The following is a 14,374-nucleotide window of genomic DNA, read 5'->3' as shown; positions in this document are numbered from 1 at the left end:
TCGGCGGTGATCGTGGCCTTGGTGGCATCGGGCAGGTTCCAGTAGCCTTTCATCACGTTGTGGCCGCGAATCTGGATCTCGCCGGTCTGCCCTTGCGGGACCTCGACTCCGTCCAGATCGACCACCCGCATCTCGACGCCGTCGATCGGGGTGCCGATCGAGCCCGCCTTTCGGGGCCGGCTCGGGTGGTTGAACGCGGCGGCCGGCGAACTCTCCGAGAGCCCGTATCCCTCGAGAACGGTGCAACCGAAGGCCTTTTCGAAGTCGGTGAGAACCTGGACGGGCATCGCCGCGCCGCCGGATACGCAGACCCGAAGACTCTGCATCGCGCCGGGTTTAGCTTCGTCGGCGACACCGAGCAGCGCCGAATACATCGTCGGCACGCCCTCGAAAACTGTGACGCGATCGCGCTCGATCACCTCGATGGCCTTGCGCGGGTCGAAACGCGGGATCAGGGTCATCATCGCGCCGGCAAGGACCGAGCCGTTGAGCCCGCACGTCAACCCGAAGACGTGAAAAAGGGGCAAACAGCCCATCACCACGTCGTCGGGTCCCGTCTCGACAAGGGTGCGGACACTGACTTCGGCGTTGCGGCCCAGATTGCCGTGAGTGAGCATGGCGCCCTTGGGCTTGCCGGTGGTGCCCGACGTGTGCAGGATGACCGCGACGTCGTCGTCATCGCGTTGCACCGGGGTTTCCTGCGCGGGCAGGTCTGCGATGAGCTTGGCCAGCTCGGCGTCGTCGGCCACCCAGCAGCGGGCGCGCACCTCGGCCGCGCCGGCGGTAGCCTCCGCGGCGAAGGACGGCGCCGCGAACAACGCTTTCGCGCCACTGTTGGACAGGTAGAAGGCCACTTCGCGGGACTTCAGGAGCGGGTTCATCGGAACCGCGACGGCACCCCGATACATGATCCCGTAGAAGGCGAGGGCGAAGGCGGGGGTGTTCGGCAACATCACGCCCACCCGATCGCCGGGCTGGACCCCGGCCCGCTCCAGCAGCGTTGCGACGCGAGCGGCTGCGGCGTCGAATTCGGCGAAGGTGAACTGCAACTCGTCGCAGCGCAGTGCCACCCGGTCGGGATAGCGATCCTTCGACGCGACGAGGTTGGCGCTCAAAGCGGTCATGGGGAGCCTCCTGCGGAATGCTTGACGTGCTGTTTCCAGGGTGATCCTCGCGGCGGCACGCCACAATGTCTGCACAAACAATGCCGAATCCCGTTCGCTGTTAACGCGCACATCCGCCGATACCCGGGCATAGGGTTTCGGAGTATGGGAACGGCATCGAAAAGCCGCGCGCGCGGCGTGGCAGCTGATCCGCACGTGATCGAGCTGGGCAAACTGATGCTTGCCCAAGCCCCGGGACTGGGAAAGGCGATGGCGGAGCTACTCTGCCGCGAGATCGACGCGTACCGCGACGGCACCGTCGTCAGCAAGGCCAAGGTCGCCGAAAGTTGCGTCGCCAACGTGACTTTCATCTTCGATTCGCTCGCCGGGAACGGGGACGCCGACGTCTCGATCGCCGCCCAAACCGGTACCGCCCGCGCGCTCGCCGGTGTGCCGCTGCCGGCCGTGATGACCGCCTACCGGATCGGTTTCCGATTCATGTGGGAGAAGACCCTCGCTACCGCACGCGAAGCGGCGATACCCACCGACGCGATCCTCGATGCCACCGCACGGGTCTTCCTCGCGCAGGACACGTTCGTTCAGGCGATGAGCACCGCCTACCGCCAACAACTCACCGCGCAGATCCTCGAGCGAGAAGAGGAGCGGTCGGCGCTGGTGGAAGCGCTGCTGTCACGACGAATCACCGACCGGCACAACCTGTGGGAAGTGGCCGACCTGCTGCGGCTACCCACCTCGGGACCGTATGCCGTAGTCGCGGCGCAATTGCCCGCGATCGGAAAGCTTGGACTGCCGACCATCGAGAACAAGCTGTCGGTTCGCGACATCCGATCGGCGTGGCGACTGCTACCCGACCTGCAGGTCGGCATCGTCCACCTGCGGGGTCCCAAGACGGCTGATGCCCTCGACGCGCTCGTCGAGGTGCTTCGACAGGCCGCGAGCGCGCGAGTCGGCATCAGCCCGCCGTTTCACGAGTTGGCCGACACCAACGACGCCCTGCGATTCGCGCGGCTGGCGCTGATCGGAAAGCCCACGGCCGATTCGCTCGTCACCGTGTTCGACGACACCCCGCTTGCGATAGCGGCGGTCAGCGCACCGGAGGTCATGGCGAAGATCGAATCCTCGGTGTTGGGCCGGTTGAACGCGTTGCCGGACGACGAGCGCTCGATCCTGCTCGATACCTTCCGGGCGTGGCTTGCGGCCGGCGGCTCCGCCAATGACACTGCGGTGAAGATCTTTTGCCACCCCAACACCGTGCGCCACCGTCTGCACCGCATCGAGGAGCTGACCGACCGATCACTGTCGCGGCCACAAGATCTCGCCGAGCTGTGTCTGGCGTTCGAGATCGAGCGTCGATTGCCCTGAGGGCAAACGGTTTTCGCGCTCTATGCGTAGCCGACCTTGGCCAGGGTGCGTACCCACAGCTCGCGCGCGAGGACGGGATCGTCCGCAGCGCGGTTGGCTCTCGCGCGCTTGCCTTTTGCGTAGTACTCGCCGGCGGTCCAGTCGACGCCGGGCGTGCTGGTCGCCAGCCACACCAACTGGTCGGCGCCGTGGTCCGCGGTCTTGATCATCCGGACCACCGGCGTGCGCTGCATGGTCGTCAGGAACCGCGATCCGGACGAGTGGCCGATGTTGGTGTTGACGAAGCCGGGGTGGACGACCACCGCCGAAAGGCCGTCGGCGTGGTAGCGCCGGTGTAATTCCCTGGTGAACAAGATGTTTGCCAGCTTGGCCACCGCATAGGCTCCGCTGGTCCGGCGCCGAGCGGTCGTCTCGAAATCGGTGATGCTGACCCTGCGAAGCAGCTTCTGCGACGAGCTGGACGTGTTGACGATCGTGGCACGCGAATCCAGCAGCACGTCCATCAACATCGTGGTGAGCAAGAACGGCGCCAAATAGTTGACCTGAAGAGTTATCTCGTGACCGTCGGCCGTCTCGTGCAGCTTGCTGAACACGCCGCCGGCGTTGTTGCCCAACACGTCGATGCGCGGGTATTCCGCGCGAATCTTGTCGGCCAGCGCTCGGACCTGGGACAGGTCGGCATAGTCGGCAACGAAATAGTCCGCGTCCAGCTCCGCGGCCATGGCGGCGGTCTTGCTTTCCGACCGGCCCACCAGCACCACGTTCTCGCCGGCGCCGCGGATCCGTCGCGCCGCCGCGGCGCCGATGCCGTCGCTGGCACCCGTGATGAGTATCGTCCTACGCGTCATTGCCCAGACCTCCACGGGGAGTGTAGCGATCGCACATCGTTCATGGTGCCGATAAGCGGACCGCTGAAACCCCGCCGGTCTCAGACCAACGAGTAGCGCACCGGCAGGTGCTTGAGGCCGCCGACGAACGTGGTGGCGGTCAACGCCGGGTCTGAAGTCAGCTCAATGGATTTGAGTCGGGGCAGCAGCTCCGAGAAGAAGCTGTTGACCTCCATGCGGGCCAGCGCGGCACCCATGCAGAAATGCACTCCGTAACCGAAGGCCACGTGCTTGTTCGGGTCGCGGCCGACGTCGAAGCGGAACGGCTCGTCGAAGGCCTCCTCGTCGCGGTTGGCCGAGACATAGGACAGCAGCACCGATTCCCCCGCCGCGATGGGCACCCCCCGCACGGTGGTGTCCGCGGCGGCGGTGCGCATGAATTCCTTGACCGGGGTGACCCAGCGGATCATCTCCTCGGTGGCCAGCGGCATGAGGTCGAGGTTGCCGCGGAGGCGCTCGAGCTGGTCGGGGTTTTCGACGAGCGCCTGTAGGCCGCCGGAGATGGTGGCGCTGGTGGTGTCATGGCCCGCGGTCGCGACGATGAGATAGTAAGAGACGGTTTCAATGTCCGACAGCGGTTCGCCGTCGATGCGCGCGTTGGCGATCGCCGACGCGAGGTCGTCGGTGGGATGTTCGCGGCGCGACGCGGTCACCCCGTTGAAGTATCCGAACATGTCCAGCAACGCCGGCAGCTGGTCCTCGTTGGTGGTGCCGCGCTTGAATTCGGAGTCTTCACTGCCGAACAACTCCTGGGTGAGCTTCAACATGCGCGGAAAATCGGCCTCCGGCAGGCCCAGCAGCGACATGATCACGTACAGCGGGTAATTGACCGCGACCTGCTGAACGAAGTCGCACTCGGGGCCGACGGCCATCATCTTGTCGACGTAGATCTTGGCCAATTCGTCGACACGAACCTTCAACGCCCGCATCGCCTTTGGACGAAACCAGTCCGAACCGATCGCACGGACCACCCGGTGCTGCGGGTCGTCCAGGTGGATCAGCGTCCGCACACCCGCGGCTTCCGCCTGCGCGTCGCCCTCGGCGGTCGTCAACACCGGGCGGGGCCAGTTGGTGAACAGCATGTTCTCGCGTTCGATGTTCATGACATCGGCGTGTTTGGTGATCGCCCAGAACGGCCGGTAGTTCGGCACCTCGACCCAGGAGACCGGTGCGGCCGTGCGCAGATGAGTCAGCGCCTCGTGCAGTCGCCGCTCGTCGGTGTACGCCATCGGATCCGCCAGTACCTTCGCGGCCTCGTCCATCGTCGTTGTCCTCACGCGTGAAACTCCTTCATGGCAGCGGCAATACAGGACTCGGAAGCGGTTAAAAAGATGGGCAGGACACGGTCGACCGCCCCTTCGCAACGGCTCTTCAGGGCACCGGCGATGGTGTCGACTTCTCCGACGACGGCGAACGCGGCGAGCATCTCGTCATCGATGAGCGAACCCATGGCGTCCCACTCCCCTTGCTTGGAGAGCCGGTTCAGTTCGTTGTGCAGGTCGCCCCAGCCGTGCAGGTCGAGCACCTTGCGGTACGCCGGCGTCGATCCGTAGAAGGCGATCTGCTTGCGGACCGCGGTTGTGGCCGTTGCCAATTCGTCGTCGTTCTCACCAGTTGCGATGAGAACTTCGCTCGACACCTCAAAGTCGTTGCGGTTCCGGCCGGCCCGCCGCAAACCGCGTTCGAGCGCAGGCGCCGTCACCTCGTCGAGGTAGCGCTTGGAGACCATCGGGTGGCCGAGGTGGCCGTCGGCGACCTCGCCGCACATCTCGGTCATCGCCTCGCCGACGGCGGCGAGAAAGACCTTCGGCTCCGGATGCGGGTGCGCTTCCGGGGTGAACATCGGGGTCATGATCTTGTGCGTGTAGAAATCGCCCTCGAAACGCAGCTTGGTCCCGTCCCGCCACGCCGACCAGATCGCGCGCAGCGCGGACACGAATTCGCCCATCCGGCGCGCCGGATGGCTCCACGGCATGCTGAACCGCTTCTCGATGTGGGGCTGTATCTGGGTGCCCAGGCCGAGAATAAATCGGCCCTGGGAGTACGCCTGCAGGTCCCAGCCGATGTTCGCGACGATCATCGGGTTGCGCGCGAACGCCACCGCGATGTTGGTGCCGAGTTCGAGTCGCGACGTGTGTTCGGCGGCCAGCAGCAGCGGCAGAAACGGGTCGTGGCTGGTTTCGGCGGTCCAGCCGCCGTCGTACCCCTGCTCCTCCAGCGCACCGGCCACCTTCCGAACCCGTGCCAGTTGATTGGGGATGCCCCCGTCGATCTTGAGGCGGTGGGCGTTACCCATGCGGGTAACTTTACAGTAAGCAATCCAGTATGTGACCCTGCAAGATCTAAACAGGCGAGCAATCTCCCATCGGGCAGGACTTCGAGGTAGGAAAGACGCATGACAAAACCCCAGGGCTGGGAGGAGACGCTCTCCGACCTCGACCGTCGCCGTCAACACGCGCGGGACATGGGTGGGCCGGAGCGGCTCGAGAAGCATCGCAGCAAGGGCAAGCTCGACGCTCGCGCGCGGATCGACCACCTGCTCGACAAGGGGACGTTCCGTGAGCTCGGCACCCTCGTCGGCGGCGAGATCGCGTCCGACGCGCTGATCGTCGGCTCCGGCCTGATCGACGGCTCGCCGGTGATGTTGGGTGCCGAAGACTTCACCACCGTGGCCGGCAGCATCGGCCCTGGCGGCAACTCGAAGCGCTACCGCATCGCCGAACTGGCGCTGCGCAACAAGATCCCGCTGGTGATGCTGCTCGAAGGCGCGGGCTTCCGACCAGCCGGCGGTCACTACGGTCGTAGCCCGACCGACCTACTCGCGCAGGCGCAATGCTCGGGCCGGGTGCCGACCGTCGCCGGCGTGCTCGGGCCCTCGGCCGGCCACGGCGCACTGGTGGCCCCGGTGTGCGACTTCCGGATCATGAGCAGGCAGGGGGCGATCTTCACCGCCGGGCCCCCCGTCGTCAAAGAGTCGACCGGAGAAGACATTTCGAAGGAGGACCTCGGCGGGCCGGACGTCGCCCTGCCCAGCGGGGTGATCCACAACGTCGCCGAGGACGACGAAGCGGTGATCGCCGACATTCGCCGCTACCTGTCGTACTTTCCGCCCAGCGCGTGGTCGTACCCGAAGCAGCTCGTCGCCTCTGAAGCGGGGGCGGACTGCGAGCCACGGCCGACACCGGAACTACTCGACATCGTCTCTCGCGACAATCGCCGCGTCTACGACATGCGCTCGGTGCTCGACGTGATCTTCGACCGGCCGGACTGGTTCGAAGTCCAGCCCTCGTACGGCAAGGCGATCATCTGCGCGCTGGCCCATCTCGGTGGCCACCCGGTCGCGGTCGTCGCCAACCAGCCGCAGGTGCTCGCCGGCTCCATCGATGCCGACGCCGCGGACAAAGCGGCGCACTTCATCATGGTGGCCGACTCGTTCCACCTGCCGATCGTCTTCCTCGCGGACAACCCCGGCATGCTGCCTGGCAGCCGGTCCGAGCGCACCGGAGTGCTTCGCGCGGGTGCGCGGATGTTCGCCGCGCAGACCGCGGCCACCACGCTGAAGCTGCATGTGACGCTGCGCAAGGCCTACGGGTTCGGCTCGATGGTCATGTCGCTGATCAGTTTCGACAGCCAAGTCGCGACGTTCGCCTATCCCGGCGCGACGATGGGCGCGATGAGCGCGGCCGCGCTGAGCCGGGCATCGCACGCCGGTGAGGACCTGACCGAGATGCTGCGCAACGCCGAGCTACAGGCGTCCTACCGGTCGGCCGAGGGCATGGGATTCGACGAACTGATCGATCCCCGCGAAACCCGGGAGGCCTTGCTGGCTTCCCTGCTTCGGGGGCTGTCCAGCCGGCAGGCGGCGGCCGAGCCGGTGACGCGCACCGTCATCATGCCGTAGGTGGCGCTAGGCGTCCGCGCGGTAGGCCGTGACCACCGGCTCGAGCTCGTCGGGTGTCGCGCCGTGCATGATCACCGCGTCGGCGCCGTAGTCGAACTCTTTACGGATGCGGTCCGCACACTGCTGGGCCGACCCGATGGCCGACGGTTCCAGCCATTCGTCCGGGATCAGCGTTGCGATGTGCTCGATCTGCTCGGGCGTGGCCTTGTGGTCGATCCCGCCCGCGATCGACGTCACCACGCTGTCCTCCCGGAAACGTTGCAGCACAGCGGGATCCCAGCTGTTGGTCCGCACCATGAGATCGCCGTAGCCCTGTAGATACGTGGCCAGCCGCGCGACCGTCTTCTTCAGCCGCAACTCCTCGGGAAGATGATCGCCCACCGTCGCGAAGCATGACCAGACCCGCACGCTGTCGGGATCCCTGCCGGCCTTTTCCGCGGCGGACTTGACCGTCGCCACGCAGCGCTGCAACGTCTCCGGGGTGAAGTAGGTGTGCAGGATGACATCGTCGAACACCCGGCCGCCCAGCGCCAGCGTGTTGGGCCCAAATGCCACCAGCGCCAGTCGAATGTCTTCGTTGAAGTCCGGATCCAGGAATAGGATCGGGTACTTGCCCATCGGGCCGTCGTGGTTGAAGATCAACTCGCCGTGCCACAGTCGGCGCATGACCTGGGCCCAGTCTTCCATCTGTGCGGTGGTGACCGCCGGTATGCCGAATGCTCCGTAGATCGCGGCGATGCCGCGCCCGATGCCCAACGTGAACCGCCCGCCCGAGAGCCGGTGCATGGTGGTCGCCCACGATCCGGTTATCAGCGGGTGGCGGGTGTTGTGATTGGTTGCGGCGGTGGCGATCTGCATCCTGCGCGTCACTGCGCACGCGGCTCCCACTAGAGAAGACGCCTCCTTGACGTTCCAACGCTCGGAGATGAACGCGGTGCCGAAGCCCAGTTCCTCGCCGCGGCGGGCCTCATCCATCAGCGTCGCCGGGCCTTCACCTCCGGCGCCGGCCAGTAGGTAGTAGCCCAATTCGTCCAGTGTGCGATCCGCGCTCAATTCCAAACCCCTTGCTTTAAGCCACAGTTCCAGACCTCGACGATCTTGCCGTCGAGGACCCGAAACACCTCGATGCTGGCGATGTTGGTCTCGCTGCCGTCGCCGGCGGTCACGGTGGAGTCGTACACGATCGCGACATGCTCGCCGTCGCCACCGTCGATGACGATCTTCAGGTCGAATCGCAACGACTCGACAAGCTCCCACATGTCCGCAACGCGTTTCACGGCCTGCGCGTGGGTCAGCGTGTGTGCCTCGCCGACCTCGTGCCGAATAACGTTGTCGCCCAGTAACTCCTCCGCCAACTGGATGTCGTGTTCGTTCCAGACGACGAGGTTGTACAGCTCGACCACCTCGCGGGCGGTCCGGGTTGGGTCACTCACTGGAATACCTCAACCGCGTCGACGTCATCGATCGTCACGATTGCCGGTATGGTGCCACCCGCGTGCAGCGCATCGCTGAGCCACGCGGGAGTCACCTCATCGATCGCGCGGGGCACGCGCACCGCGGCCAGTGTCATGTCAGCTCTCGGCGATATCGTTCAGGAATCGTCGGGTGATCCGTTGCACCCGGCGGGAGAACACGTGACCGACGTGGCTACCGTCGTACCAGTACAACTGGCCCTGCCAGCGCTCCTGCAGCGCGACCGTGGGTTCGCGCATCGCCATCCGGTCATGCCACGCCCCCACGATGAGCCGCCGCTCCGGTCCGGGGCTCGGGGTGACCGCCAGGGGGTCGATCACCGAGGTCAGCTTCGAAACCTCGGGTGACTCCAGCATCTCGCGAAAGCCGTTCCGGGATTGGCCGAAACGCGACATGTGTCGCGCGATCATCCCGTTGAGTCCCAGGATCGGGGTGTAGAGCGCGACGCCGTCAATCTGTGTCTCCAGATGGGAAACCAGCGCCGCCACCGGCGTGCCCATCGAGATTCCTGCTACCACAACGGCGGTGGATTCCGGCTGCGCCCACCGCACCACCGCACGCACCTCGGACACGGCGCGCATCATGCCCGCGACATTGCCCAGCGGATCCACGTCCGGGTACGCCGGCCACTCGCGGCGCCGGCAGCCGTGGCCCGGCTGCACCGGCATCGCGACGTTGAACCCCAACCCGTGATGTATCTGGCCGATCCGGGTCAACAACAGGTCTTCGGTGCCGCCCTGACCGGCGCCGTGCACCCATACCAGCCACGGCCGCGGACCGTCACGGTGCCGACACAGATGCACCGCAGCCCTCGCCGGGCCTCCCAGGCCCTCGGCTTCCAGGGTGGGCGGCAGCGACGGATCATGTTCGAAGGTCAGCCGCTCATAGGCCAGTCCCGCGATACGTCGCTGCTGTATCGAGGTCGCCCGCAGCGGTTTTGGATCGGCATGCGCACCGTCGATGCCGAGCGCGGATAATTCGTCGGCTGCCGCGGCACATGCGTCCGGGGGTCGCATGGCCGCCGGCTTCCCGGCCAACAGCGAAAAGGTGCTCAGGACAAGCTCATCCAGCAGGACCTCGCCGAACTGGCGCACACCACGCGGCGAGACCGGACTCCAGCCCGTCGATTCGTTCAGACCGGCCACGGTGCGGGGCAACAACATCCCGAGTTCGCGGGTCGCTTCCTTGGCCAGACCCAATCCACGCGTCACGCTGGGCATTTCGTTCCCCTACGTGAGCTTGAAGCCGGTGTATCCGCCGGCCGCGATTTCGTCGCAGCGGCGGCGGTACTCGGGGATCCCGCCGGTATAGCCCATGTACATGCGCTTCTTGCCGGGAACATTGCCACCGTTGTACCAGGAATTGCAGGACGGGTGAACCAGCACGGTCGGCGCGACGAGCGCGGTCGCGTGGTCGATCCACTCCTGCTGCGCGGTCGGCAAAGCCTCAATCGTGCGGATTCCCTGGGCGCGCAGATGCGCGATGCAATCACCGATCCATTCCACATGCTGCTCCAATGCCGCAACGAAGTTCGTGGCGGCGCTCGGGCTACCCGGCCCCTGGATGGTGAACAGGTTCGGGAAGCCGGCGACCGCCAACCCAAGATAGGACAGCGGACCTTCGCTCGCCCAGAATTCGCCGAGCGAAAGCCCGTCTCGGCCGCGGACGTCGATGCGGCTGAGCGCCCCGGTCATCGCGTCGAACCCGGTCGCGTAGACGATCACGTCGAGGTCGTAGGACGCGTCCTCGGTGCGAATGCCGTTCGGTGTCACCTCGCGGATCGGGCTCTTGCGCAGGTCGACGAGCTCGACGTTGTCCCGGTTGAATGTCTCGTAGTAGCCCTGGTCGATGATCGGCCGCTTGCACGCGAACGGGTGCACGGGCACCAACGAAGCCGCCGTCTTCGGGTCAGTGACGATACGGGCGACGGCCTCCCCGTACAGCTGTGTCGCCATCCGATTGGCTTCGATGTCGAAGAAAATGTCACCCCAGTTGAGCGCGCCCATGACGCCGTGCTCCTCGATCGCGCTCAGCTGCTCTTCGCGCGTCGCCGTTTTCAGCGGCGGCCTGCTCAGCATCTCCAGCAGCACCGAGAACGCGCTCAGTCGCGCCGCCCCGATGGGGTGTGCCCGCTGCGCGGCGCGGATCTCGTCGTAGCGGGCCTTCATCACGTCCAGCTCGCCGGCCTCGAATCGGTGCACCGTCCAAGGCAGGGTGAACGCCGGAGAACGCTGAAACACGCACAGCTGCAGCGCTTCCCGGGCCGCCACGGGAATCAGCTGGACGCCGGTGGAACCGGTCCCGATGATGCCGACGCGCTTTCCGGTGAGGTCGAAACCCTGCTTCGGCCAGCGACTGGAGTACAGCGAGGTGCCCGCGAAACTCCCCATACCGGGGAAGTCGGGTTCCAGGGGCACCGACAGGATGCCGGAGGCGGCGACGATGAACGGGGCCGTATAGACATCCCCCGTTTCGGTTCGCACCAGCCACGCGCCGGCATCCTCGTCGAAGTTCATCGCGACGACCCTGGTGTCGAATTGAATGTCGCGGCGAAGGTCCAGCCGGTCGGCGACGAAGTTCAGGTAGGCCTCGATTTCGGGCTGGGCCGGCATCGACTCAGTCCAGACCCATTCCTGTTGGATCTCTTCGGAGAAGCTGTACGAGTATTCGATGCTCTCGATGTCGCACCGCGCACCCGGGTACCGGTTGAACAGCCAGGTGCCGCCGACGTTTTCGGCCATCTCCAGCACCCTGGTCCGAACGCCCAGCCGGCGCAGCCGATGCAGCATGTAGAGCCCAGAGAATCCGGCGCCGATGACGATCGCGTCGAACGAGGTATCAGCTTCCGCCATCGTCACCACCGGTCATCTTGAGGATCGTTCGGGTGAGGTGCAGGCTCTTGATCCGCCATGAACCGTCCCGTTTCTCGTAGGTCTCGTGGTAGTGGCCCGCGCCGAACAACTCGTGGCCCTCGCCGAAGATCAACAGGTCCTCCATCGCCCAGATGCCGGTCGCCGTGGTGGCCGAGGTGAGCGTGAGCTCGGGGGTGTGGCAGTGGTGTTTGGTCGCCACCGTTTCGAGGCCGCCCATCACCATGGGAACGAAGTTGTCGACACCCTCGAGCGGGGGTGCGGTCTGGGGGTCGGCGCCACCGGTGGAGACCGCCATGTCCAGGGTGACGACCACGTCGGGCGCGAACACATTGCGCCAAGATTCGACGTCTTTGGTATCGAGAAAGCGACAGTAGCGTGCCTTCAACTGCCGAAGCGCTTCCAGCTCGTCAGCCGCCTCAGTCATATCGCTCCTTGCCGTGCACGGGCCAGACTGCTGAAATCTATACTGTAACGGCTTTAGTATGTCGCAAACGGAGGCTTCGGCGTGAAAGTTCCCTTCACCTGGAAGGTCACCGGGTGGTTCATGGTCGGGTGGTCCCCCGAGTTTCCCGCAGGCGAGGTTCGGCCATTGAAGTACTTCGGCGAGGACCTGGTCGCCTACCGCGACGAGGCGGGTGAGCTGCACGTTCTGGAGGCGCACTGCAAACACCTGGGCGCGCACATCGGCCATGGCGGCAAGGTGCTCGGCGACTGCGTCGAGTGCCCCTTCCACGGCTGGCGGTGGGGGCCGGACGGCACCAACCGCTACATCCCTTATCAGCCGGACCGGCCCAACCGGGGGTTGCGGCTACGGGTGTTTCCGGTCCGTGAACAGTACGACTGCGTGTTCATCTGGCACCAGCCCGACGGCAAGGAGCCGCAGTGGGAGATGCCGGACATCTTTGAAAAGTTCCCGCAGTTCGAGACGGATCCCACGGCCTACTACCGCGCCTATCCCGAGTTCTCCCGGCGCGCGGAGCGTGAGCCGGTGCATCCGCAGATCGTGGCGGAGAACGCTCCCGACAGCGCCCATTTCGAGTACGTGCACCACGCGACGGTGACACCGCGGGTGCTGGACTGGAAGATCGTCGATCAGGAGTGGCAGTTCATCGCCGGGTGGCCGGACGCGCGCAGCGACAACCCCGAGGATCTCGCGCTGCGATTCCACAGCCACCTGTTCGGGCTGGGCGGAGCGATCAGTGTCTTCGAGGGCGCGCAGAATCACCGGCTGATCTTCACGTGCACACCGGTCGATGACGAGTGTTCGGACCTCTTCTACTCGATCTGGTGGCCACGCATCCCCGGTGATGACTCCGCGGTGCCGGACGGCAAGCTGCGCGATCTCATCGAGAAGCAGTTCCTGTCCACCGTGTTCGACGACCTGGAAATTTGGAGATATCAGAAGTACGTCGAACATCCGGCGCTCTCCAAAGTCGACGCGAAAGGCTATATGGCACTGCGTAAATGGGCGACACAGTTCTATGACATCCCGCCGGCGATATCCGCGTCGGCATGAAGCCCCAACTCGCAGAGCTCGTCGAGCCCGAACACACGGCGATCGTCGCTCAGGAATGCCAGGGGGCGGTGATCGGCCCGGATGCTGGATTGGCGATGCTTGCCGAGGAAGCCCGCCGCGTCGCGCTGCCCAACATCGTGCGACTGTTGCCGGTGGCGCGGGCCGCCGGCGTGCACATCGTGCACTGCCTGGTGCAGCGGCGTCCCGACGGGCTCGGCGCCAACCACAACGCCAAGATCTTCAACATGAGTCGTGGTGCGGTCGACATCACCCCGGGCACCCCCGGAGCGGAGGTACTCCCCGAATTGGGGCCCGAGCCAAGCGATCTGATTTTGCGGCGCTGGCACGGTGTCGGGCCAATGGGCGGCACGGACCTGGACGCGGTCCTGCGCAACCTCGGCGTCACGACGATCGTGGTGGTCGGCGTCTCGCTGAACATCGCCATTCCGAACGTCGTCATGGATGCGGTCAACGCGGCCTATCGCGTCGTGGTCCCCCGCGACGCCGTCGCCGGCATACCCACCGAGTACGGAGAGGCCATCATCGCCAACACGCTGTCGCTGCTTGCGACCATCACCACCACCGATGAACTGCTCGAAGCGTGGGGTCAGAAGTGACCGACACCGCACCCGAAGTTCGCGGCGGATTCCCCGACATCAGGCCGGCCGAAGCCGTGCCCCCCGGCCTCGAGCGGTTCGTTACCGCGATGCGCCGCTTGCAGGACTTGACGGTCGCCACCAATCCGGACGTCTCGCGATGGACCACCGCGGCCCAGTACGTCGAAAACGCCTGCGCGCTACTCGACGGCCATCAGGTGCCGGAAGGCAGAGCCCCCGCGGGACGCGTCATCGACCTGCCCGGATTGGGTCATCCCTTGTTGCCGCCCTGGACGGTCACCGACTCGGGACCGCATGGCGTCACCATGGCGGGACATTTCACCCGATCCCACGTGGGTGGGAACAACGCCGTCCACGGCGGGATGATCCCGCTTTTCTATGACTGGCTGTTCGGGATGGTGGTTTCGACCGCGGGAACTCCCCCGACCCGCACGGCGTACTTGCACGTCGACTACCGCAGCATCACGCCGATCGATGAACCGTTGACCGCGGGCGGTCACATCACCGACATCGACGGCAGAAAGATTTTCATCTCCGCTAGCATGACGGCGTCCGACGGCACGCTGCTCAGCGAGGCCAACGGCTTGATGGTCCGCCTGCTACCCCACCAGCCGTGAGAGG

Annotated in this window: 15 protein-coding genes; 5 read left to right on the top strand and 10 right to left on the bottom strand. The window is 65.6% G+C overall.

Features of this window, described 5'->3' with window-relative positions:
* Nucleotides 1–1,124: AMP-binding protein (locus tag JOZ00_RS17345; RefSeq protein WP_293345710.1), on the bottom strand; the 1,124-nt coding region annotated here is incomplete at its 3' end.
* A gap of 144 nt (nt 1,125–1,268) precedes the next feature.
* Here JOZ00_RS17345 and JOZ00_RS17340 point away from each other — a divergent pair.
* A complete protein-coding gene (locus tag JOZ00_RS17340; protein ID WP_293345708.1) occupies nt 1,269–2,486 on the top strand; it encodes a helix-turn-helix domain-containing protein in 1,218 nt (405 codons plus the stop codon).
* 20 nt (nt 2,487–2,506) lie between these two features.
* Here JOZ00_RS17340 and JOZ00_RS17335 read toward each other — a convergent pair whose 3' ends face one another.
* From JOZ00_RS17335 to JOZ00_RS17325, 3 genes are all read right to left on the bottom strand, one after another.
* Nucleotides 2,507–3,334, bottom strand: a complete 828-nt coding sequence (locus JOZ00_RS17335) for an SDR family NAD(P)-dependent oxidoreductase (protein WP_293345706.1) — start codon at nt 3,332–3,334, stop codon at nt 2,507–2,509.
* Between the two features lie 80 nt (nt 3,335–3,414).
* Complete coding sequence (locus tag JOZ00_RS17330; RefSeq protein ID WP_293345717.1) at nt 3,415–4,635, bottom strand: cytochrome P450; 1,221 nt, start codon at nt 4,633–4,635, stop codon at nt 3,415–3,417.
* A gap of 11 nt (nt 4,636–4,646) precedes the next feature.
* Complete coding sequence (locus JOZ00_RS17325; RefSeq protein ID WP_293345704.1) at nt 4,647–5,669, bottom strand: LLM class F420-dependent oxidoreductase; 1,023 nt, start codon at nt 5,667–5,669, stop codon at nt 4,647–4,649.
* 99 nt (nt 5,670–5,768) lie between these two features.
* Here JOZ00_RS17325 and JOZ00_RS17320 point away from each other — a divergent pair, with 99 nt between their 5' ends.
* The gene (locus JOZ00_RS17320) at nt 5,769–7,274 is read left to right on the top strand and encodes a carboxyl transferase domain-containing protein (RefSeq protein ID WP_293345702.1); all 1,506 of its coding nucleotides are present in this window, start codon (nt 5,769–5,771) and stop codon (nt 7,272–7,274) included.
* Between the two features lie 6 nt (nt 7,275–7,280).
* On the opposite strand, the gene JOZ00_RS17315 is transcribed toward JOZ00_RS17320, so the two are convergent.
* Genes JOZ00_RS17315 through JOZ00_RS17290 form a run of 6 tightly spaced genes read right to left on the bottom strand, consistent with a single transcriptional unit; the run spans nt 7,281 to nt 12,044 of the window.
* Nucleotides 7,281–8,360, bottom strand: coding sequence for a TIGR03857 family LLM class F420-dependent oxidoreductase (locus JOZ00_RS17315; RefSeq protein WP_293345715.1), 1,080 nt, complete (start codon nt 8,358–8,360; stop codon nt 7,281–7,283).
* A complete protein-coding gene (locus JOZ00_RS17310; RefSeq protein WP_293345700.1) occupies nt 8,324–8,707 on the bottom strand; it encodes a nuclear transport factor 2 family protein in 384 nt (127 codons plus the stop codon). Before JOZ00_RS17310 ends, JOZ00_RS17315 begins: the two co-directional genes overlap by 37 nt.
* Nucleotides 8,704–8,844: a hypothetical protein gene (locus tag JOZ00_RS17305; RefSeq protein WP_293345698.1), complete on the bottom strand. Its 141-nt coding sequence runs from the start codon at nt 8,842–8,844 to the stop codon at nt 8,704–8,706. The genes JOZ00_RS17310 and JOZ00_RS17305 overlap by 4 nt, the downstream gene beginning before the upstream one ends.
* Nucleotide 8,845: 1 nt before the next feature.
* On the bottom strand, nt 8,846–9,967 hold the full coding sequence (locus JOZ00_RS17300) for a PHB depolymerase family esterase (protein WP_293345696.1): 1,122 nt from the start codon (nt 9,965–9,967) through the stop codon (nt 8,846–8,848).
* 9 nt (nt 9,968–9,976) lie between these two features.
* Entirely contained in the window at nt 9,977–11,599 is a 1,623-nt protein-coding gene (locus JOZ00_RS17295; protein ID WP_293345694.1) for an NAD(P)/FAD-dependent oxidoreductase, read from the bottom strand.
* The gene (locus tag JOZ00_RS17290; protein ID WP_293345692.1) at nt 11,586–12,044 is read right to left on the bottom strand and encodes a nuclear transport factor 2 family protein; all 459 of its coding nucleotides are present in this window, start codon (nt 12,042–12,044) and stop codon (nt 11,586–11,588) included. Before JOZ00_RS17290 ends, JOZ00_RS17295 begins: the two co-directional genes overlap by 14 nt.
* Before the next feature lie 81 nt (nt 12,045–12,125).
* Between JOZ00_RS17290 and JOZ00_RS17285 the strand changes: the two genes are divergently transcribed.
* From JOZ00_RS17285 to JOZ00_RS17275, 3 genes are read left to right on the top strand one after another with little or no spacing between them, the layout of a single operon-like run.
* Nucleotides 12,126–13,136: a Rieske 2Fe-2S domain-containing protein gene (locus JOZ00_RS17285; protein ID WP_293345690.1), complete on the top strand. Its 1,011-nt coding sequence runs from the start codon at nt 12,126–12,128 to the stop codon at nt 13,134–13,136.
* Nucleotides 13,133–13,753, top strand: coding sequence for a cysteine hydrolase (locus tag JOZ00_RS17280; RefSeq protein WP_293345688.1), 621 nt, complete (start codon nt 13,133–13,135; stop codon nt 13,751–13,753). The genes JOZ00_RS17285 and JOZ00_RS17280 overlap by 4 nt, the downstream gene beginning before the upstream one ends.
* Nucleotides 13,750–14,370: a hotdog domain-containing protein gene (locus tag JOZ00_RS17275; protein ID WP_293345686.1), complete on the top strand. Its 621-nt coding sequence runs from the start codon at nt 13,750–13,752 to the stop codon at nt 14,368–14,370. Before JOZ00_RS17280 ends, JOZ00_RS17275 begins: the two co-directional genes overlap by 4 nt.
* The last annotated feature ends 4 nt before the right edge of the window (nt 14,371–14,374 follow it).

Source organism: Mycobacterium sp. (assembly GCF_019243155.1).
Lineage (GTDB): Bacteria > Actinomycetota > Actinomycetes > Mycobacteriales > Mycobacteriaceae > Mycobacterium.
Note: the sequence above shows the minus strand (reverse complement) of the source record. Positions and strands in the feature narration are given on the sequence as shown.

Bases quoted from the DNA above. Each gene is read 5' to 3' on its own strand.
- JOZ00_RS17325 (WP_293345704.1), bottom strand. From the start codon at position 5,669: ATGGGTAACGCCCACCGCCTCAAGATCGACGGGGGCATCCCCAATCAA.
- JOZ00_RS17280 (WP_293345688.1), top strand. From the start codon at position 13,133: ATGAAGCCCCAACTCGCAGAGCTCGTCGAGCCCGAACACACGGCGATC.
- JOZ00_RS17300 (WP_293345696.1), bottom strand. From the start codon at position 9,967: ATGCCCAGCGTGACGCGTGGATTGGGTCTGGCCAAGGAAGCGACCCGC.
- JOZ00_RS17335 (WP_293345706.1), bottom strand. From the start codon at position 3,334: ATGACGCGTAGGACGATACTCATCACGGGTGCCAGCGACGGCATCGGC.
- JOZ00_RS17320 (WP_293345702.1), top strand. From the start codon at position 5,769: ATGACAAAACCCCAGGGCTGGGAGGAGACGCTCTCCGACCTCGACCGT.
- JOZ00_RS17305 (WP_293345698.1), bottom strand. From the start codon at position 8,844: ATGACACTGGCCGCGGTGCGCGTGCCCCGCGCGATCGATGAGGTGACT.
- JOZ00_RS17330 (WP_293345717.1), bottom strand. From the start codon at position 4,635: ATGGACGAGGCCGCGAAGGTACTGGCGGATCCGATGGCGTACACCGAC.
- JOZ00_RS17340 (WP_293345708.1), top strand. From the start codon at position 1,269: ATGGGAACGGCATCGAAAAGCCGCGCGCGCGGCGTGGCAGCTGATCCG.
- JOZ00_RS17290 (WP_293345692.1), bottom strand. From the start codon at position 12,044: ATGACTGAGGCGGCTGACGAGCTGGAAGCGCTTCGGCAGTTGAAGGCA.
- JOZ00_RS17295 (WP_293345694.1), bottom strand. From the start codon at position 11,599: ATGGCGGAAGCTGATACCTCGTTCGACGCGATCGTCATCGGCGCCGGA.